This is a genomic window from Chryseobacterium indologenes (assembly GCF_001295265.1).
GTDB lineage: Bacteria > Bacteroidota > Bacteroidia > Flavobacteriales > Weeksellaceae > Chryseobacterium > Chryseobacterium indologenes_A.
Map to the genome: position 1 here is coordinate 293685 of NZ_LJOD01000004.1, position 20424 is coordinate 314108.

General features: G+C 37.5%; 22 protein-coding genes. 7 read left to right on the plus strand and 15 right to left on the minus strand.

Features of this window, described 5'->3' with window-relative positions; all coding sequences use genetic code 11:
* Nucleotides 1–37 precede the first annotated feature (37 nt).
* The 3 genes from AOB46_RS08880 to AOB46_RS08890 form a co-directional block, all read right to left on the minus strand.
* Complete coding sequence (locus AOB46_RS08880; protein WP_062698408.1) at nucleotides 38–1414, minus strand: porin family protein; 1377 nt, start codon at nucleotides 1412–1414, stop codon at nucleotides 38–40.
* Nucleotides 1407–1973, minus strand: a complete 567-nt coding sequence (locus AOB46_RS08885; protein WP_062698410.1) for an RNA polymerase sigma factor — start codon at nucleotides 1971–1973, stop codon at nucleotides 1407–1409. Before AOB46_RS08885 ends, AOB46_RS08880 begins: the two co-directional genes overlap by 8 nt.
* Nucleotides 1974–2059: 86 nt before the next feature.
* A complete protein-coding gene (locus AOB46_RS08890; RefSeq protein WP_062698495.1) occupies nucleotides 2060–2641 on the minus strand; it encodes a DUF4840 domain-containing protein in 582 nt (193 codons plus the stop codon).
* A gap of 353 nt (nucleotides 2642–2994) precedes the next feature.
* On the opposite strand from AOB46_RS08890, the gene AOB46_RS08900 reads away from it, so the two are divergent.
* Nucleotides 2995–3480: a hypothetical protein gene (locus tag AOB46_RS08900; RefSeq protein WP_062698414.1), complete on the plus strand. Its 486-nt coding sequence runs from the start codon at nucleotides 2995–2997 to the stop codon at nucleotides 3478–3480.
* Nucleotides 3481–4000: 520 nt separating this feature from the next.
* On the opposite strand, the gene AOB46_RS08905 is transcribed toward AOB46_RS08900, so the two are convergent.
* The 10 genes from AOB46_RS08905 to AOB46_RS08950 all read right to left on the minus strand — a co-directional run bounded on the left by AOB46_RS08905 (nucleotide 4001) and on the right by AOB46_RS08950 (nucleotide 13365).
* Entirely contained in the window at nucleotides 4001–4447 is a 447-nt protein-coding gene (locus AOB46_RS08905) for a helix-turn-helix domain-containing protein (protein WP_316934335.1), read from the minus strand.
* Nucleotides 4407–4655: a hypothetical protein gene (locus tag AOB46_RS08910; RefSeq protein ID WP_062698416.1), complete on the minus strand. Its 249-nt coding sequence runs from the start codon at nucleotides 4653–4655 to the stop codon at nucleotides 4407–4409. Before AOB46_RS08910 ends, AOB46_RS08905 begins: the two co-directional genes overlap by 41 nt.
* Nucleotides 4656–4683: 28 nt before the next feature.
* Complete coding sequence (locus AOB46_RS08915) at nucleotides 4684–4884, minus strand: hypothetical protein (RefSeq protein ID WP_131724339.1); 201 nt, start codon at nucleotides 4882–4884, stop codon at nucleotides 4684–4686.
* A 17-nt stretch (nucleotides 4885–4901) separates the two neighbouring features.
* Entirely contained in the window at nucleotides 4902–5348 is a 447-nt protein-coding gene (locus AOB46_RS08920; RefSeq protein WP_062698420.1) for a hypothetical protein, read from the minus strand.
* On the minus strand, nucleotides 5338–5763 hold the full coding sequence (locus AOB46_RS08925) for a hypothetical protein (RefSeq protein WP_185113853.1): 426 nt from the start codon (nucleotides 5761–5763) through the stop codon (nucleotides 5338–5340). Before AOB46_RS08925 ends, AOB46_RS08920 begins: the two co-directional genes overlap by 11 nt.
* Nucleotides 5764–5867: 104 nt before the next feature.
* Complete coding sequence (locus AOB46_RS08930; protein WP_062698424.1) at nucleotides 5868–6398, minus strand: hypothetical protein; 531 nt, start codon at nucleotides 6396–6398, stop codon at nucleotides 5868–5870.
* Nucleotides 6399–6481: 83 nt separating this feature from the next.
* A complete protein-coding gene (locus AOB46_RS24045; RefSeq protein WP_185113854.1) occupies nucleotides 6482–9319 on the minus strand; it encodes a DUF11 domain-containing protein in 2838 nt (945 codons plus the stop codon).
* Nucleotides 9320–9431: 112 nt separating this feature from the next.
* A complete protein-coding gene (locus AOB46_RS08940) occupies nucleotides 9432–10004 on the minus strand; it encodes a hypothetical protein (protein ID WP_062698435.1) in 573 nt (190 codons plus the stop codon).
* A 173-nt stretch (nucleotides 10005–10177) separates the two neighbouring features.
* The gene (locus tag AOB46_RS08945; protein ID WP_062698437.1) at nucleotides 10178–11758 is read right to left on the minus strand and encodes an AraC family transcriptional regulator; all 1581 of its coding nucleotides are present in this window, start codon (nucleotides 11756–11758) and stop codon (nucleotides 10178–10180) included.
* 734 nt (nucleotides 11759–12492) lie between these two features.
* Nucleotides 12493–13365, minus strand: a complete 873-nt coding sequence (locus AOB46_RS08950; RefSeq protein WP_062698439.1) for a helix-turn-helix domain-containing protein — start codon at nucleotides 13363–13365, stop codon at nucleotides 12493–12495.
* 583 nt (nucleotides 13366–13948) lie between these two features.
* On the opposite strand from AOB46_RS08950, the gene AOB46_RS08955 reads away from it, so the two are divergent.
* Genes AOB46_RS08955 through AOB46_RS08970 form a run of 4 tightly spaced genes read left to right on the plus strand, consistent with a single transcriptional unit; the run spans nucleotide 13949 to nucleotide 15850 of the window.
* Entirely contained in the window at nucleotides 13949–14458 is a 510-nt protein-coding gene (locus AOB46_RS08955; RefSeq protein ID WP_062698441.1) for a hypothetical protein, read from the plus strand.
* The gene (locus tag AOB46_RS08960; protein WP_062698443.1) at nucleotides 14455–14802 is read left to right on the plus strand and encodes a tRNA-binding protein; all 348 of its coding nucleotides are present in this window, start codon (nucleotides 14455–14457) and stop codon (nucleotides 14800–14802) included. Before AOB46_RS08955 ends, AOB46_RS08960 begins: the two co-directional genes overlap by 4 nt.
* 16 nt (nucleotides 14803–14818) lie before the next feature.
* Nucleotides 14819–15520: a 3'-5' exonuclease gene (locus AOB46_RS08965; RefSeq protein ID WP_062698445.1), complete on the plus strand. Its 702-nt coding sequence runs from the start codon at nucleotides 14819–14821 to the stop codon at nucleotides 15518–15520.
* Between the two features lie 3 nt (nucleotides 15521–15523).
* Entirely contained in the window at nucleotides 15524–15850 is a 327-nt protein-coding gene (locus tag AOB46_RS08970; protein WP_062698447.1) for an SUF system Fe-S cluster assembly protein, read from the plus strand.
* Between the two features lie 111 nt (nucleotides 15851–15961).
* Here the strand turns inward: AOB46_RS08970 and AOB46_RS08975 are convergent, their stop codons facing one another.
* Together AOB46_RS08975 and AOB46_RS08980 are read right to left on the minus strand one after the other, a co-directional pair.
* Nucleotides 15962–16798 carry a sulfurtransferase gene (locus AOB46_RS08975; protein WP_062698449.1) on the minus strand — a complete coding sequence of 279 codons (837 nt, stop codon included), beginning with the start codon at nucleotides 16796–16798 and terminating at the stop codon, nucleotides 15962–15964.
* A 122-nt stretch (nucleotides 16799–16920) separates the two neighbouring features.
* Entirely contained in the window at nucleotides 16921–17769 is an 849-nt protein-coding gene (locus AOB46_RS08980) for a hydroxymethylglutaryl-CoA lyase (RefSeq protein WP_062698451.1), read from the minus strand.
* 730 nt (nucleotides 17770–18499) lie between these two features.
* Here AOB46_RS08980 and pepT point away from each other — a divergent pair.
* Nucleotides 18500–19747, plus strand: coding sequence for a peptidase T (gene pepT, locus AOB46_RS08985; protein ID WP_062698453.1), 1248 nt, complete (start codon nucleotides 18500–18502; stop codon nucleotides 19745–19747).
* A 5-nt stretch (nucleotides 19748–19752) separates the two neighbouring features.
* Nucleotides 19753–20322: a hypothetical protein gene (locus AOB46_RS08990; protein WP_131724341.1), complete on the plus strand. Its 570-nt coding sequence runs from the start codon at nucleotides 19753–19755 to the stop codon at nucleotides 20320–20322.
* Nucleotides 20323–20424: the final 102 nt, after the last annotated feature.

A 20424-nucleotide genomic window follows, 5' to 3' on the forward strand; every position in this document is an offset into this window, starting at 1 on the left:
ATATATTAAATCGTTAAGGGTTAATCAAATAGACAGATCAGTCCAGCAGCAGCCTGACCCCGAATTTTATATTAAAGTGCAGGGGTTTTTCTTTATAAATGGTATTCAGTCCGCTATCCTCTTTAAAGTGATAACCTATTCCCGGTTCTGCATATATTCCGAATTTATCAATCACCTTCAGTTGAAGTCCGGCTGCCGTATTGACTGAAAACTGTATTGGTTTTGAATCAAGCCGCTCTTCCGAAGTTTCTTTTACTTCATCATTGACAATATATTTTGTTTTGAGGCTTCCAGCCACCGGTTTTTCTGCAAGCATTCCTCCGGTAATGTATCCTGTAAACCGTCCTTTTTTCACCACATTATAGTTGACCTGTACAGGAATACCTATATAATGAACAGTCTGCTCTCCTTTGATATAGTTGGAGCTTGTTCCGGAATGAAGTTCAGACGAAAGCTTGGTATAATTCACTCCTGTCCCTATTCCCCATCTTTTTCCGAGGTTATAATACAGGGAAAGGCCAAAAGTAACAGGAATCTTATGTCTTATCCTTGCTTCCACTTCTTTGCTTTGATTGGCCAGTAAAATTTCGGTCAGCGGATCGTCGTCAGTACTTGTAGCACTCCATACCTCATCAACAATCATTGGATTCCCGTTCATAGAAGCATATCCCGAAAACTGCTGTACGGAAGAATTTGATGAAGCATTTCCGGTCAGCATACTTAACATCCATGATCTTCCGGAGTGTCTGGTTGAATTCACTTTACCACGATCCGCATATTTTTCCGGTAAAGATTTTTCATCAGGAGCAGGGGCTTCATTCTTTATTTCCTTTTCTTCTTTTGGAACAAGAACATAAGTCTGGCCGGGAATCTCCTTATTTTGCAGTGATGTTAAGTTAAAAACATTACTTTTTTCTTCCAGGATTTCTTTATTAATATTACTTTCAAAAGTATTTCTTATCCCTTTCCCAGCTCTATTTTCTCCTGCAAGGATCTCTTTTGAAGCATTATATCTTTCTCTATTTACAGCATTGATATTGAGGACGGCAGCCGGAATCTCTGATGGCTCTGATTTTCCTGAATTCTTTTGATGGTCTTTATTTCCGGAACCGGTCACGTTCCTACTCTCTGCTGTCTCTGCATTCATATCCAGCAACAGTTTTCCGGTAAAGAATAACAGAACAACTGCTGCTGCAATTCCTGCTGTGCGATATAGCCATGCTTTATGACTTACGGCAGCAGCTTCTTTATTTTCTCCTCCATTTTCTGAACCTGATTTCAGATTCACAGGAAGTATATTATCATTCTTTCCTGAGAACAGTTCATCCCTGATATCTTCCCACAGCCCATCCGGAACATCTTCTTCATGGTCCTCCATCCTGCTGCGCAGATCATTGAGCCACCGGTTATTCATATTGTGCTTTTTTGGACATTTTAAATTCTTTAATTTTCTGGGCCAACAGGCCTTTTGCCCTGTGAAACTGTGAAGCTGAAGAGTTTTCTGCTATTCCCAGCAGCTCCGCAATTTCTTTATGGCTTTTTTTCTCAAATACATACAGGTTAAAAACAGTTCTGTAGCCCTCAGGAAGAGATTTTATCATTCTCATTACCTCTGTTTGCGGAATTTCTTCCAGGCCAGGTTCCTCTTCTTCCGGAGTATCAGGAAAATCAGAGGTACAGACTGTTTTCTGAAAACCGGAATTCTGCCTGATCTGTTTCAGCGATTCATTCACTGCAATTCTTATCATCCATGCCTTTAATGAACCTTCTCCACGGTATTCAAACGTGTCTATTGACCGGAACATTTTAATGAAACTGTTTTGCAGAACATCCCTTACATCATCTTTTTCTATAATATATCTGGAGCAGACCCCGGACAGGATTCCGGAATAGGTTCCGAAAAGCTCTTTCCAGGCAGTTTCTTCTTTTATCAGAAGGCGGTTAATTAAAATCTGCTCCTTGTTTTCTTTCATGTATGGCTACAGCGTCCGGCTTTTTAAATGGTAGGGCAAAAATAGACTGGATCTTTTAAAAAGAATCCATCTATTTGTTATTTCTATTAATTTTTCAGGTGATAAGGAAAATTATAATAAATGATTTCATAGGGATCTAAATCTGTTCCGTCTACTGTAATTTTTTCAGCAGTCAGCCCAAATCTCAACGACCGGTCCAGGCCTGCAAAATATCCTTTCTGTTTAGCTGCTAATGTGACCACAGCATTTTTACTAACTCCGTCAACAGGAATCCGAAATTCCAGCTTTTTGGGAGTAAAGGTCAGCTCTATGACATTTTTATCAAGATACAATAGGGAAGAATAATTCAGATTATATTTCACTTTTCCAATGCTTACCAACGCTGCTTCTGCTTTTATAGGATCTTTTATTACTGATTTTACAATTTCTTTCACCGGAAAGTCGACAAATGTTATGGTATCTTTTTTTGTTTTAAATTCTATTGCCTTTTCTGTTCTGGAAATTCCCTGAACGGTAATCAGCCTTCCCCTGTAATTCCCATTAAGATCTTCCGTCTTTACGGGGGGAACCTCAATATCATTGTCATCAAGACAGGAGGTAAACAGGGTAAATATCACTCCTACGGCTAAAATGGCCGCAAAAAACTTAAGTACTATTAAATTCTTCATTACATTATTTTTTGCTGTATTAGACATTCATTATTTTGAGTACTCAATAGTAAAACCCGGCTTTTGGAAAATCTTGCATGAAATTTCATGAAAAAGAATAAAAATAACAGCAATAAACTGATTTACAGTTAATAAAATTTCAACAAAAATCTTACAGCCCTGATCATTTCTTTTGAAATACAAGATTTTGGGTTTCCTTTCCTCCTTGTTTACCTGATCTTTATTCAAAAAAGCCTTTTGCACACTTCGCTATACCTAATTTCAGGGAGAATAAAAATCCTTATTTCTCTGTATTGTTCAGGCGGGTCATCCAGCACTACATTTGCCGAATCAACATTCAAAAAAGTAGTATTATGAAAATGCAAAAGACAAAACAAATTATTTTCAGCCTTCTTACTCTTGCTATTACAGGTACCCTTTCAGTAGCATGCAGCAAAGATGATGACCACCCCTCTGAAGCGAAGGCCAATATGAAAATGACCATTACGATAAATGGAGCAGACCCTAACGATCAGGTGGATTTCAGAGTAACAGCAGGAAATCATGATGCCAGCCAATACGGCTCCCCGGTATGGAAAATAAACGGTGTTACTCAAGGAAATGAAGACGATATTATCCTGGGAATAGATGATTTCACAGGTTCCACTCAAACCTATGTTATTGAAACGGTGAAACCTTTTAATTTTGGGAATTTAAGTGCCCATGTTACCAATCATGACGGAGGCCCTATTGCTGTGAGCTACAAAACTGAGGTAGGCGGAAACGTGGAAACCAATGTAACCACAACGGTAGTTGCCGGACAGAATCATAATAAGAATTATACATATGTAGCTAAATAGGATTTGTTTCGCTGAGAATTAAATCGATATCAGATATTTTTTTGCTTAATAAGACCGGTAGTTTAAGACTGCTGGTCTTTTTTATTTTCTCTAATTTAAAAAAAACCAGCATGGTTTTCATGCTGGTTGATTTAAGATCTATCTCTAGGAACATTTCATCAGCTATCCTTGTAACTAGAATAGTGTCATACTCTCTATAAAGTTCTATGCTTTTAAAGCTTTCGTTGCTTTTTCTTTATTTCTTTATCTGTCATCCCTAAATAGTCCCTTTTTTACTCTGTAATATTTTTAATTTGCGGGTAAAAAAATTTCCCACAAATCACTCAGATTGCACAAATTGTATGGATATTTTATTCACTCACGGATCTCGCAGATGACGCAGATTTTTACTCAGCATTAATAAAAATTGCTAAAGCTTAACAGTCTTTTGTGCCTTTTGATTTCAACTATATTATTATCTCACGAGTGGTGTCGGAAATTAATTTTTCAAGCTAAGTTATTGACTTTCCTATATTTATTTTCATAGACAATTCATACCTTCATCAATTATTATTCTTAATTTATCTACTTCTTTCTTAGATAAGTCAGTATTTAATACAAGATCCTTATCCGAATTCTGCTTTCCGGAATTGGTTTCCCCTAAAAATATCCTTCTCCATTTCGCTACAGAATTACGGCTGAGACTGAAATGTCTTGCCAATTCGCTGTTATTCATGTTATTTTCTTTCTGATACTTCAGGATCTGCAGTATGGTTTGTTTATCATATGAGCGATGTTTCTGATTACCGATGAGTGCGTCCGGCATTGTTTCTTTAGTAAAAATCAGCTTATTAAGCTTAATGATATCCATTGCAGACAGATTTTTTTTGGTAAGGATAGATCTGCATTTTTCTTCTTTATCAGGATATTTTCTGGTAATAATATCATTATAGATTTTCTGGTAGTTTGGTTTTATATATTTTTCCATATACTTTCTTAATGTTTTTATGTTGTAGTTTTCCGTTTCGGAAAATCAGGAACAGAACCGTTTTCATACCCCACCATGTCCTGTTTATTTCGTAATACCAGATATCATCCGGATAAAAATTGAATCCGTGTCCAAGTTCTTTGATGACTTCTTTTTTAGAGAGTCCCAAAAGAAATTCTTTTTCATACAGTTGCTTGTCTGGTATCATAAATTCCGGAATTTTTAATTGGCTTATTTTACAGATCGATTCTGAAATGACAGTCATAAATGATTCCCTTACAGGTAGAAATATGCAGCCGTCTTTTTAAAAGGCCAAAACAATAGCGCTTTAATTCAAAAGCATATCTTGAACTGTACATTCTTACTGTTTTTTGCCCAACAAGTTCTTCGGCCTCTTCGATTGTTTTCCCAATCAGCATCATTTCAGTTAATATCATTTTATCCTTGTTTTTTGTTAGCTGGCCGCTCTGCTGCTGTATTTATCCATCCATTTATACAATGTGGTCTTGGGTATTCTATATTCTTCTATCACCTGATATCTTGTTTTTTCTCCTGTGAGGATCAGCTCCATGATAAAATCAATAATCTCTTTTGTATAAATATTTTTTCTGAACTGTGGAAGCTCTGATTTCTTCTTGTCTGTAGGTTTGCTCAGATTAGCGTTGGCCGGAGGAGAATATAGTATAAGATGCTGTGAATACACCCTAAAAAAATCGTATTCCAATAACTTGCTCCATTTTAGCATCAGATCAGAGGGCATATCCTGCTGCCGGTACATCACGTTCAGTTCATCTTCCGTACACTTTAAAAATCTGCATATTCTGAATGTATCAATCTCACATTCTGCCACTCTTTTTTTTACCAGTTTTCCAACATGGATGTTTTTAAAATCAGTATTCATTTTTATTCGTCTTTTTTATACTTTCCAGTGAATCTGTAAGGTCTTTCATTTGTTTATCATTAAACCCCGCTATTTGAAGTTTCATTTTGAGTCCTTTTCTTTTTTCAGTATCCAGCACAATAACCAGACTGGAAACCATCTGTTTTTCTTCAAGGATAAAATCTTTAAGGTACTGTCTCGGAAACTCAGCAAAAGGTGAGATCTTTTTTCGATGGTAAAAGGGATGAAACTTTTTAATCGTTATACATTCCCCTGAAAATTCATATTCAATACATTTAGCTTTTAAGAGCAATCTCAGCAGGATTACTCCCGTAGTGAGAAGGACAACTTTAACAGCTGTATTCCAAGGTGTGCAGGCCAGGGTAAAAAAAATAACAATGATCATGGCCGCCAAAACCTTTATGACGACCTGCATTGTATGAAAATTATTAATTTTTATCATTTTTAAAATTTGTAAAAGCAGCAGAAGAGAGCTATTTCTATCCCTCATTCTGCGGCTCAAAACTAAACTGATGATTTTTATTTCCAGTAGCTCCAATTCACTCCATCATATACTGCCAGCATATCAGAAGCGGGGTCATATACCATAGTTCCTGCCACGGAGCTTTTCATGGTCAGATGCGGATTGGCCACAACAGGTAAAACCATTGCTTTTGTTGTAGATTCCAATACCAGAGTTCCGGGCTTACTTGTAGAAGCTGCCCCGATGATCACTCCGGCCGTTGCAGCAGCATCTGTCCCTGCATTAGATAAAGCATGAAGAGCTCCCTGTCCCTGGTCCGTAAGCGAGGTCCAGCCTCCGGCGTTGTTATTGTTTTTCTCTTCCCACACTTCAACAGCCTTATCTGCCGTGTTAAAAATAAATGTCCCTCCTACCGCTCCGGGAGCCGAAGGCACTGAAGGCAGAACAATCCCTTTATTTCCCGGCCCAAATTCTACAAGTGCGCTCGGGTTCGCTACATTATCTTTTCCAAATGCTACCTGAGCCTTCATATCATTGAATAAAGCTGCAGAAAGCATGGTTATGGATGTTATTATTATATTCTTCATTTTTATTTCATTTTTATTCGTTAAAAAGCTGCCAGGATATTGATTTCCGCTATCCCGGCAATCTTTAAAAACTCAATCACTTATTATTCGTTACAGCCCCTTTTGATACAGTTCCATCCGGTACGGGAAGCATCTACTCCCGGAGCCGTTCCCCTGTATAGCTGAACGCATTTTAAATCTGTATTGTAAATCACCATTCCTTCTACCGGAACCAGAGCATTTCTCTGAGCTGTTGTCATATGAGTAATCACCAGACCTTTTCCGGCACTATCCAGAACAAGCTGCCCGTTCGGAACATTTTTAGGCCAGTTGGCAGCGGTAATGGATGGTTTGGTAAGAATTCCGATCTGGGCATAGCTGTCCGGTGTACCTGTTGCTCCCGGCTTGATACAGTGGCAAGGCACGATTTTCTTTCCTGATCCGTAACCGGTCATATACGTAGGACCAACCACTACCTGTGTTGCTGTAACAGTATTGGCAGATGCTACATTCCAGGTTATTGTATTAAAGGATGCTCCGTTATACAATTCCAGAGGGAATAACGGACCTCCTGACGTCTTACTTCCAAATAATGTTACTGCTCCTGTAGCACTGATATTAACTCTTACTGAAGGGGCAGATGATGTTCCTATGATCTGCCAGATTTCAGGTACTCCTCCTGATCCGTACACAGATCCGTCTGCAAAACGTATGTTCGGAACTCCGGTAGAAAACTGAATTTCCTGCGTGGCAAGCTGGGTTCCGTTAATATTAAGGTTAAAGGAATTATCAAGCGTATAAATATCGAAGACAAATCCGAAATCAGTTGCAGGCTGGGAAAAAGTTACCGGTTCCCCATCTGTTGTACTGAAAGCATTGCCCTGAACATCTTCCGTACAGATAGGTGTTGGAGAAAACATTACATTACTGTTGTTCAAGAGGTTATTACAATTACCTCCTAAGCCGTTATTGGCACATTCATATTCTGCATTCGTAGGCGGAACTGACGGGTTAGGATTGGTTGCATCCGGGTCAGTTACATCATTAGGACGGAGAATTCCTGCTTTTACCATTAAATTTCCAGGGGTAGCAGAGGCCGTTACCGTTACGGTAAACTTATAGGTAATCTCACATCCGTTGGGTAAATTCAATGAAGATGAATAAGTACGTGTCGCAGGATTATAAGTTATTGCTGCCGATTCACTTCCGCATCCGTTAGCTGTGAAAACAAAAGACTGTGGATCCAGACCCGGCGGAAGGGTAAAGGTAAACGGAGCCCCTGTAACACCGCTTGGTCCATCGTTTTTAACTTTTACAGTATAGCTAAGTAACTCTCCAACAGATACTGCGGATTTATCAGGCATTACCTGGGTTACTTTTAAGTCTGCAATTTTTACTTCTACCGTAGCAGCAAGTGTCGCAACATTTCCTTTAATGAAAGTCCATGTATCAATTGACCTTACATCCCCGAACAGCCCGGAGGTTCCTGTTCCTCCTGTTCCCCAGATATGCCCGTTACTTGTACTGCTGATTCCCGCACTGTTTACCGGAGGCAGATGGGTATTGTTTTTAGGGTTGGAAGAGGTACCGGTACTTCCGTTTGGAATATCAGTATCATTCCAGTAAACAAGATCTGAAACCACATTATTCAGGTTGGTATAGTCCAGCAGCTGGATAATTGTTCCGTTTCTGTTATACTCCATATCAATGAACGGGAAATGAACTTCAGCTCCCTGAAGCTGTACCGTTACTTCTGCCGGTATTGAACCTGTTGGCAGAGGGTTTCCGGAACCGTCTTTTCCATCCCAGAAAATAGAATTGGCCCCGGCTACAGAGGGACCGGTAAGGATACGTGTAACAAAAGCAGCCGGTGTTGCTGTACTTTGAATCACAATCTTATACTGCCCCGTAGATCCTGCGTTAAAGTTAATATATCCTCCTTTTCCACTGAACTGTGCAGGTGTTCCATCAACACCTACCAGCTGTACTCCTGTTACATCAGGTACAATTACTGTACTTTTAAGCCATGTAGATCCTCCGGGAACAGCTCCTGGTGATGTTGTTGGTAAATCTGCCGCAGGAAGACTGTAAAAAAGTTTATGAGTGATGTGCTTAGAAGTATCGGCTAAGTTGGGATTATGTGCTTTTCCTGTTAAAAAAGCGGTTGTGGACTGGTCAAGACTTTTATAAACAGGATTTTGTGTAGTAGGGTCTATAAATCCGTTGTTATTTGCATAAAAAGTGAAATACAGTCCATTATTTCCATTATTGTTTACTCTATAGGTATATCCGTCTTTTGTCAGTACATATACCAATCCATAAAATCCATCTGTATTTGCAGAAGAAGTCCCGTTGGAAAGGTTAAGGATGTTTGCATACACACGTCCTTGTACAAATCCTGTATTACTTGTATTAATAACAGAAACATCCCATGCTGCAATTCCTGCATTGGTACTGCTCTGCGTCCAGTTACTGTCTGCACTTACTGTTGTTGAAGGATCTGTTGCTGCACGTCCCACAAATTCAACACGGTAAATACCTGCTTCTGTTACAGAATGGTAGATTGGTGTATATCTGCTGCCTCCTGTCTGTCCCGATAACTGTGGCCCTGCAAGCTCTGCAGCTCTGCTGGAAATCTGTCCGCCGGTAGTATTGTTAACAAGCTGCGTTCCATCTGGAGCAAAAAGGCGTATTCTTCCGGTTCCTCCGTTCTGTGCACTTGAAGCCAGAGTAATAATTTCTCCCGGAACGGCATATACATAATGAGTTCCTTCATTGGCAAAAGGCCAGCTATCTGTAGTAGTGGTGCTTGATCTCAAAAATGCCCTGAGTCCGGTAGCTCCTGACGGATACAAATTCCTGGAACCGTCAGCCCAAACCCATCCGCTGCACAACAGGCACATAAAAGTTATTACAGCTCTAAACTGTAGATGATACTTCATATTATTTTTCATTTATTCAATCATTTATTATTTGTTCATTTTCAGATTCAGTCATGAACTTACCTGTGCTTCTGTAAAAGAAGCATGAGAATTCTATTTAATACGTTAAAAATCAAACGATAACAGGAGGAGGCCGGATGGCATGAGACTCAGAAAAATGATGGTCTAAGAACAGATCATCCCATCTTCCGGAGACCATGCTGGTTTTGTAAACATAATTCTGAACATAGAGCACATCTGAAGATCTATGACATGCAGATTTTATTTGGTTTTCTCCTGCTGAAGCGACAAAAAAGATATCTTTCCCGCCAGGAGCAGACCAATCATTTCCAGAAGAAGAATTTTTAGAATACAGAATAGCTGTAGCTTTAACCCTTTCTGCTTTTGCCGTCTGCTTTGTTTCTGAAGATTTTATGCTTTGAGGCTTTTTATGAGATTTGGCCTGTACTTTCTTACGGTCTTTAGAGATCAGAACCTGTTTTATTTTTATGTCAGGATCTGCAATAAAAACAATTGTACCTTTGGTAACATATATTACACCTGCTTCTGGACCTTCTGCCGGTTCATCATATGATAATGCCTGGCATTTTAAAGCAACGCCGGTGAGAATAAGAATACACAGAGTGATCCACTTCCTTAAAGAAAGTATATCCGGCAGCACATCTATTTGTGTTTTTATATTCATTATTCCTGGGTCAGGATATTATAAACTGCAGATATAATCATACAGTTTATGAGACTTGATCGGTACAGTGATCAGATAACTCTTCTCTGACAGGCACAAATATAAAGCGCTCCAAACCGCTTTAAAAGGCATTCTATTACCATTTTCCTCAAAATGATAAAGTTTTCAGGCGGTTATTTTACCTTCTCTTCTTCAAGATGTTTTATAAACAGAGAAGGAGACATGGAAGTAACTTTTTTGAAAATAGTTGCAAATTTATTCTGGGAAGAAAAACCGGCTTCTTCTGCCAAAACAGCAATTTTATATTTCCTGTACTTCGGATTGATTTTCAATTTTTTTATCACATAATAAACCCTCAGCTCATTGATATAGTTATTGAAATCTTTCTTTTTATGGGTATTGATAATAAATGAAAGGTATTTTGTATTGGTTTCAAAAAGTGAAGCCAGGTAAGGAAGTGAAATATTATTGTTGGTAAAGATATCTGACCTTTCAAACTCGTATAATTTAATCAGTATCTTTCTTTCTGTGGCTGTGGTCATTGTAACTGAATATTCCTGTTCTGTTTTTCTTTCGTTTTCTTCAGTTTCTTCTGAAAAAGATTCGATTTCCGGAACCGGATCGCTCTCTGGCTTTCTTTCCCTGTTTACTTGTTCAAGGATTTCATTGAACCGCTTAAGATTTTTCCTGTGCTTTATTCTCGTGTACAGCATAAATCCTGCGATCGTCAATATCAGCAGTACAGCTCCAATAATAATGATAACATCCTTTCTGAAACTGCCTTCCGATATTTCATGGTTCTGTTCATACAGCTTCGTATAGGATTCATTAATAAAAGCATTACTCTTTTCAGTAATTTTTTTGTTCACCGAATCTTTTTTTATGGCAACTTTTGTTAAGTTCCGGACATCATTTGTCTTCAGATAATATTGTTGTGCAGTATTGTAAACCACATCTTTCAGTTGAAGAAATCCTGAAGATCCGGAGATTTTCTCTGCCAGATCCAGATACTTTTTTGCATTTTTCAGATCATCTTTCTCAATACATACCTGAGCAAGACCATTATAAATTAAGCCGGTAACATGACTTTCCGGAAGTCCCTTATTTAAATCCAACGCTTTTTGATAATGAACCATGGCTTCATCCAGATCACCAAGATGATACCAGTTAAGCCCCAGAAGCTGTTCATTATTTGCTGAAAAGAAATCTGTTTTCTGGCCGGATTCGTTGAAATATTTCTGGGCTTTGAGAATATACTGATTGGATTTATGAAACTGTTCTCGTTCCTGTTCATAATAGGCAAGCTCCTGCATGGCCATTCCCCTGGTCATATTGCCCACTTTCTTATTCTCTATCCTGTCACAGAGATTAAAGGTCTTCAGGGAATATTTTTTAGACTGGTTGTATAGCTTTAACAGACGGTATTGTGTTGCTAAAAAGCCGGAAACCTTAGCTTTCCAAAGATAATCATCAGATTCTTCGAGTAATACTTCGGTTTTATGAGCATAACCAATTGATTTTTTGAGATCTCCCGACTGCTGGTATAGTGATGCCAAAAGCATCAGACTTTTTACCTTAAAGTAAGGAGAGGCAGAAACAGTATACAATGAATCAGCTGTTTTCACAGCCTGATTAAAGTTTTTTTGAGAGGTTTCAAGATAGGTTTTCGTATAAATTGCATTATACTTTAGCGTATCCTGAGCATTTACAGCTACATACAGCAGTAAAACAAAAGGTAGAAATAATTTATTCATCCAGGTGTACTAATATTCGGAAAATGACGGCTAAAACATAAATCCTGCTTATTCCAGAGGCTTAAGGATTCCGGAATAAAACATTAAATCATTTTTCGGAAATGAAAAATTTAAAAATAAATAGAGCTGGAAGGGCAGAACGCCCGGGTTTAAATGCATACCTGCTCATTAGGCGGGCGTGAAGGCCAATGTATTCTGTTTCATAATTTTTTTCTGGTTTAGGGTTGTGTTTATATTTTTTATTTCTACTTCTGATGATTGGAGTTATTCAGAAATCCACTCAGAAGTTTTTTTGCTGATCCTCCTATTTAAAAGGACTCAACGGTATTTTATTTTTTTCCTGACAAAATATTTTGTCATACCACAAAATTATATTTTCATAGTCCAGCATCCTTATCTAAAGACGCATAAAAATGATAAAAAAGCGAACATCATTATCTATGATCCCCGCTTTGTAAAAAGCAAAGAGTAAACTCTGACCTGAGCCTCTTTGCTATTTTTTTTCATTTCATTGTTTTTAGAATCGCAGCTCTTTATAAACTTGCAGTGCAAAAGTAAAGTTCTCCTTTCTATCATGAAACTGTAATCTTTACCAAATTAAGGAACAAACAATTAAAAAAATCAATACAAATGAATGATTAGCAACAATTTACAAATACATCTAAATTCACGATAATAATAAATACATAACCTGATAAAAGACAAAAACCGCAGCCTTCTAAGCAGATTAATCATTAACCCGGACCCAGATTTTCTCTGAACTGGCTGGGTGTAAGACCTGTATTTGATTTAAAAAATTTCGTAAAATTAGTCACTTCATTAAATCCTAAACTATAGGCAACTTCGCTGATATTATATTCTTTACAGGCCAGATTCCTTTTAATTTCAAGAACCATTCTTTCTGCCATCCATTTTTTAGGAGTACTTTTTTCTATCTCCACAAATGCTTTCTCCAGAGTTCTTATGCTTACATTCAAATGGTCTGTAATATCCTGTATCGTATATTGCCTGCTTAGTTTCTGACTGACAAAAGATTTAAATTTTGAAACCAGAAGCTTATGGGGGTGAGTATCCAGAATATAATCCTGTGGTTTATAAAGCTGATCTGCAATAAGCAGGATATTAAACAGATAATTATTCAAAATACAGGTCTGCAACTCACTATAAGGCCTTGAAAGCTCCTCACTGATAAAATTAAACAGAGACAACAGCTCATCAAAACGGCTTTCTACACACACATAAGGCAGTTTTAAAGGATCGTTGAACAGATTCGTCAGTCCAAAAAACTGGGTCTGAATATTATTCCTGCATAGAAAGTCTTCTGTAAAAATAAGGACCCTTCCCTTATAGGAAGCAGGATCATGAAACTGAGCAATCTGGTTTTGGGACAGAAACAGCATATGTTTTTCCTTAACATCAATGCAATTAAAGTCAACAGAATGTTTTCCCAGCCCTTCACAATAAAAATTAACCGCATAAAATGATACTTTATGGGGCTTTAGAAGCGGTTCGGGCCTGAGCATAAGCAGTTCCGAAATCTCTTTCGTATTGATATACTGCTGATTATTTTCTGCGTGTAAAAACGGTTCTATTGAAAACTCTTTCATCCTTGTGATTATGTTATGTTTAGAAATTTCTATACATAAACCGCTATAAATATAATATTTTTTCTAAAATAAAACATATTTAACAAATATTATAAACCATAATGATTTATGAAAGAAACTATTTTTAATAACTCAAAACATCTATCAGCGTATAAAACACAACAAAAAAACCATATTTATAAAAAAATATGGTTTAATAAACACAATTGATGAAAAAAAAATATTTCTATAAACTTATTCGCAGACTGCGCTAAGAGGTAAGAAATAATTATTAGAAACATAGAGTGGACTGTGAATTCTATGAGATCTAAAAATCGGTCAAATATAATTATTTACTACTCCTGGAGATTGATACAAACCCGCAATAGAATGGTAAAAATACGAACACATAGAACAGACCGTTCTGTTTTATAAACAGCATTTCTCAAATCCATTTATTTTTAAAACCTATTTACAACAACCCTATTATAAATTTAACTTCTCTCAATACTTTCGGTTTTCCTTTTCCGGTTGGCCCATTTCACCTAATTTTCTTTATCTGAAATCAGGTTATTTTAATACATTTGTTATAAACATATTGCATATGAATTTTGAGCAGGTCCATTTACACCTTGATGCCTACAAAGAACATGGCCAGATTCTGGATGCCGCCCAATATCTGATCCATTCTTTTAATCTTGAACATGAGAATTTTGCCGGATTTGGATTCAGGCCGGAGCTTTCACCAACCTCCATGCTTCTTACGGCAGAAGGAGAGCTTGGAGGTCCTCAAACTGTTATGATTCCGCAGAATTTATTCGATTTTGATCTGAATCTTGTTCTCAATATGATTGCTCATGAAATGCTTCATGTTCGCCAGAAAGCACCAGGGCAGGTAATAGAAGATAAAAATGAAAGAGAATTCCAGGCATACTATGAAATGCTTTTTCATACTGTTTTTCCCCAAATTCCGGATGTTTCGGACTTTCATAAGAAATTTTTCGGCGGAAAGGCTTTAGAATATTATAAAAGAATGGGTGAAGGCTCAGAACTCCAGCAGAAATATGCAGAAAAGAAAACAGAAGTTGAACAATTAATTAATACATTGCCATGATCACAAAACCAGATATTACCTGGGCCGATTTTGAAAAAATAGACATCCGTTGCGGAACCATACTTTCGGTTAAAGATTTCGAAAAAGCAAGAAACCCGTCTTATCAATTAGAAATAGACTTTGGAGATCTGGGGATCAGAAAATCATCCGCACAAATTACATCACTATATCAAAAGGAAGAATTAATAGGCAAGCAGATTTTAGCTGTGGTGAATTTTCCTAAAAAACAGATTGCCAATTTTTTTAGTGAATGTCTTGTTTTAGGACTATATGGGGAAGACAAAAAAGACGTTACCCTTTTGAGCCCCTCCCTGCCTACCAAAAACGGAATGCAGGTAGGATAATACTAAAAAAACACCTATGATACAGAACATACCATTAGAGAGAGTCTTATTTCTTGATATTGAAACGGTTCCACAAGCCGGATCATGGAATGATTTATCTGAAACCGAGCAGCATCTCTGGGATAAAAAAACAAAGTTTCAGAGAAAAGATGAGATTTCAGCAGCAGAATTTTATGAAAGAGCCGGAATTATGGCCGAATTCGGGAAGATCATCTGCATCACTATAGGAATGCTCGAAAAAAACGAAACCCTGAAAATAAAAAGCTTTTCCGGACATGATGAAAAGAAAATGCTACAGGAATTCGGGGAAATTTTCAACAGCCCAAGGCTCCGTGACGTCATTCTTTGCGCCCACAACGGAAAAGAATTTGATTTTCCCTGGATTGCAAGACGCTTTCTGATTAACGGTATGCAGCCCCCGGTACCTTTTCAGATGTTTGGAAAAAAACCATGGGAAATTCCGCACATCGATACTATGGAACTTTGGAAATTCGGAGATTATAAAAGTTTTGTATCCCTGGAATTACTGGCTCATGTCTTTGGTATTCCTACTCCGAAAGACGATATAGACGGCTCAATGGTTTCATCAATCTACTACATAGAAAAAGACTTGCAGAGAATAGTTGAATATTGTGAAAAAGATGTCTTAACTTTGGCAAATATTTTCCGGCGCATGCGTCAGGAAGATTTGTTGAAAAGGAATATCAATCTAGATTAAAAAATGAAATTTACTGACGATCAAATTGCTGACATTGGTGAGGAAATCATCAAAGTACTGAAATCCGTATATGACCCTGAAATTCCAGTGGATATTTACGAATTAGGACTGGTGTATGATGTACAGATCTCCGATGACGCTGACGTAAAAATTATAATGACCCTTACCACTCCCAACTGTCCTGTTGCCGAAACACTGCCACAGGAAGTAAAGGATAAGGTTGCAGAGGTAGAACACGTAAAAAGCGTTGATCTGGAGCTTACTTTCGAGCCCAGCTGGAACAAAGATATGATGAGCGAAGAAGCCAAGTTTGAATTAGGAATGCTTTAATTCTGAAGCAGGAAGACAGCCGTATCTGCAACTAAAATCTTTCTTCTTCAGTCTCCGCCATACCACATAAAATTAAAAACCTCAGATTGGGCTCTGAGGTTTTTGGATTTTTTAAATATCTTTTGCAATCTCTTTTCCTTCCCTTCGGCTCCACTCGCTCCAGGACCCCACATAAAGATCAGGAATACTGAACCCTGCATAGTCCAGCGCTAAAATGGTGTGGCATGCGGTAACACCTGACCCACAGTGAATAATCAGATGCCCGGGTTTACCCTGCAGCCTTTTTAAATATTTCTCTTTTAAGACTTCCGGCTTCAGGAAATTTCCGTTTTCATCAAGGTTTTCCGAAAAAGGAATATTAACAGCTCCCGGAATGTGGCCCGCCACCAGGTCAATCGGCTCAGATTCTCCCCTGTAACGGTATGCATCCCGTACATCAATAACAGTAGAAGAATTATTCATCAGCTCACATTCAACACTCTCCAGACTTATAACAGGCAAAATCCATTGATCTTTTTTAATGAACGGAGCCTTTTCAAAAATTTCCTCTCCTGAAGAAAACTCAATGCCTTCTTTTTCTGCGGCCTGCATGCCCCCGTCAAGAACCTGTACCTTTTCAAATCCGAATGCTTTTAACATCCACCAGGCTCTCGCAGCAGCATTAGCCCCGTTTTTATCATCATAAATTACAATATGAAAACCTTCTGGTATTCCAAGATCAGCAAGAGTCTCTGCAAATTTTTCAACAGCCGGAAGCGGATGTCTTCCTCCAAAAGCAGCATCTCCTCCAATTTCAGCCAGATCGTTATCCAGATCTACAAAACGGGCCCCTTTAATGTGCCTTTCAAGATAGTTCTGACGCATATCTTTTCCAGCTCTGGCATCAAGAATGATGAGGTTTTCAGAGGAAATATTTTTTAATTCGGAGGAGGAGATTATTGAAGACATCTTCTTCATTCTGGTATTTCTAATTAAGTTTTAATACAATAAGGCGGGACTTAACCCGCTCTTATTGATATTTTTGTACATCTTACAGATTAAACGGAAATTTATTTTGTTCAATCGGTTATTTAAAAATGAAAAATATCCTTTGCTTTATTGTAGGAGCTTTCAAAATTCAGCAGATTCAGGTTATGATCTGCTTTTTCCACGCTCATAAAATTAATGAGCTGCTCAGTAGGCATATTTCCCACAAGATCATCTTTTGCCATAGGACAGCCTCCTATCCCTTTGATTGCACTGTCGAATCTTCGGCAGCCTTTATCATAAGCCGCTTTTAATTTAGAGTAAGAATCTTCATAACGGTTATGAAAGTGTCCTCCAAAGTTAATATCCGGATATTGGGAAGGAATTTTCTCAAATAAAAGAGCAATAGTTTCAGGGGTTGCAACTCCCGTTGTATCAGACAATAAAATATCTTTAACACCTATTTCTGAAAATCTTTTGGCCCAAAAATCTACATCTTCCCATTTCCACATTTCACCATATGGATTTCCAAAGGCCATGGAGAAGTAGATATTCAGCTGCTTTCCTGCACTTTTAGTCAGTTCCAGCATTTTAACAATTTCTTCAAAAGCTTCTTCCTGGCTTTTGTTGGTATTCCTGTGCTGAAACGTTTCCGAAATAGAAAACGGAAAGCCTAAAATATCTACAGAAGGATGTTTTAAAGCTTTTTCTGCACCTCTGTAATTTCCGATGATGGCAGAAACTCTGGTATTGGATAATGATTTATCTATATTTTCGGCAACCTCATCAGAATCAGCCATCTGGGGAATTGCTTTTGGTGAAACAAAGCTCAGGCAATCCAATACATCAAAACCAACTTCCATCAGAGAGTTGATATAATCTATTTTTTTGTTGGTAGGGATAAATTCTCCCCATCCCTGCATGGCATCTCTAGGACATTCGGTAAGAAACATTGTACTTTTTGATTTTCTCAAATATAATAAAACTAAATAATTTGATATACACGGCATACAAATCTAAGATTATTTTGATTCTCAATGTTTTATCTCCGATTTATAAATTCAATACTTTATATTTCTTTACAAATAAATTATCCCGGATAGGGAAATTCCCGGATAAATAATATACCGGATCTTTTCAGTATCAGTATTTCCATTGAAATTTTAATAAAAATTTAATTTTAAAGCATTGTAATTATTCTTGTGATTTTAAGAATTTTAAAGAGAGAATTTTGTAAAAAAATAAAAATATAAAACTCAATTTATTTGATTTGCTTAAATTTTATTTTGAAATAGTTACACATCCTAATATTTTCTTAAACAAACAACCCGATTTAAGATAAAAAAATATAAATTTGTTAAAAAAAACACACATTAAACGAGAGATGAATAATTATAACGATAAGGAGCAGAGAAAAATCATTCTCGGGTATAAGCTGATGAAAAAGCTGAAGCCTGTTGCAGAAATACTAGGCTTGATTTTGTTATTGCTGATATTATTTTTATTATTAAAGGCTTTTATAAAGAGCTCATAAAGAGGGATTAATAAGCAGATTTTCCGAAAAACATCAGAATACAGCAGCAAATTGTATTCTTCACTATTGCTGATCCTGATTTATATAGAGGCAATCGTGCGAATTATGAACAAATTACATTGTATATTTGTTCAAATTTATGATATCTGATGAGTACAATAGAATTTAGCCCGTTATGGAAAGAGAAATTACTGAACCGTTTTCTCAGTTATGTAAAAATATATTCAACCAGTGATGCAGAAAGTGAAACAACACCTTCAACGGCAAGACAGTGGGATATTGCAAAATATATTACTGAAGAATTAAAAACAATTGGTTTAGAAGATGTCTCCATAGATGACAACGGCTATATCATGGGCTATGTGCCTTCTAACCTTGAACATGACGACAGACCTACAATCGGTTTTATTTCACATTATGATACTTCACCTGATTTCAGCGGGGAAAATGTAAACCCTCAGGTTTGGAAAAACTATGACGGAAACGACCTTCTTTTAAACCAGGCTACAGGATTTACCCTGTCTTCTTCAAAGTTTGAAAGTTTAAAAAAATATATCGGCCAGACCCTGATCACGACAGACGGGAATACCCTTCTGGGAGCAGATGATAAAGCCGGCTGTGCTGAAATTGTAACCGCAGCAGAATACCTTATTGCCCACCCTGAAATTAAACACGGAAGAATTGCCGTAGGATTTACGCCTGATGAAGAGATCGGAAGAGGAGCACACAAGTTTGATGTTGCAAAATTCGGTGCTGAATGGGCTTATACGATGGATGGTGGAGAAGTAGGAGAACTGGAGTATGAAAACTTTAATGCAGCAGGAGCCGTAGTGAAAATCCACGGTCTTAGTGTACACCCGGGATATGCTTATGGAAAAATGATCAATGCAGCCCTTTTAGCCGCTGAATTTGCCCAGATGCTTCCTGCCGGAGAAACACCTGCCACTACTAAAGGGTTTGACGGATTCTACCACTTAATGGACATTACTGCGGATATTTCCGAAGCTAAACTTCAATACATCATCCGTGACCATGATGCTGATAAATTTGAAGCCAGAAAGAAATTCATGGAAGAAAAAATCGCCGAATTCAATCAGAAACACGGTGAAGGTACCGCTGAGGTGGAAATCAAGGAACAATACAGAAATATGAAACAGCAGTTTGAAGGCAAAATGCACATTGTAGACCTTGCAGCCAAAGCGATGAAAGAAGCAGGTATTGAGCCTAAAATTAAGGCGATCAGAGGAGGTACTGACGGAGCCCAGCTATCATATATGGGACTTCCGTGTCCGAATATTTTTGCAGGAGGAATTAATTTCCATGGCCCTTATGAATATGTAGCTTTAGAAAGCATGGAAAAAGCAACAGAAGTAATCATTAACATCGTAAAAGCTTAGTTTTAATGAAAAGATTTTCAGCATTCCTGTTCATGTTAATCTTTGCGGCCAGCCATGCACAGGTTTCTGCTTTCCAGAAAGCAGATTCCCGCTATGACAGGAAGATAAAGGCTCTGTATAAAAAATATCCTAAGCCTAATGATGAAAGAACAAAACAGGAATGGCTTCTTACGGAAGAAAAAATCTCTGCCTATGAAAATGCTTTAGAGAAAATTTCAGAAGAGGAAAAGAAAGGAATAACGGATGTTCCGCCTCCTGTTGCACAAAAGGTAACTAAAGAAGCCGAATATGAAAACGGAAAAGCAGCTTTTCAGAAACTTTTAAATGAAGCGGTTAATCTGTCTTTTCTGAATTTTCCCTCAGATTCTTACAAGGCAACCTTAAGGTTTGCAGTAGATTCCAAAGGAAATGTTTTCCAGCCTAAAGTAAAAGGGAATAATGAAGATGTAAATACTTTTATTGAAGCCACTTTTTACAAGATCAAAGATAAAGGGAAATGGAAACCTGCCGAAGAAAACGGTAAACCGGTCTTATCGGCCGTAGTAATTCCTTTAAATCTGAATCTTAAAAAATAAAATATGAGAAGAGGCTGTCTCAAAAGGTAAACTAACGCTCTGAGAATCTCCTAAACAACAAAAGTTGTCAGACAGGAGTTCGAGAGATGGGGTACTTTTGAG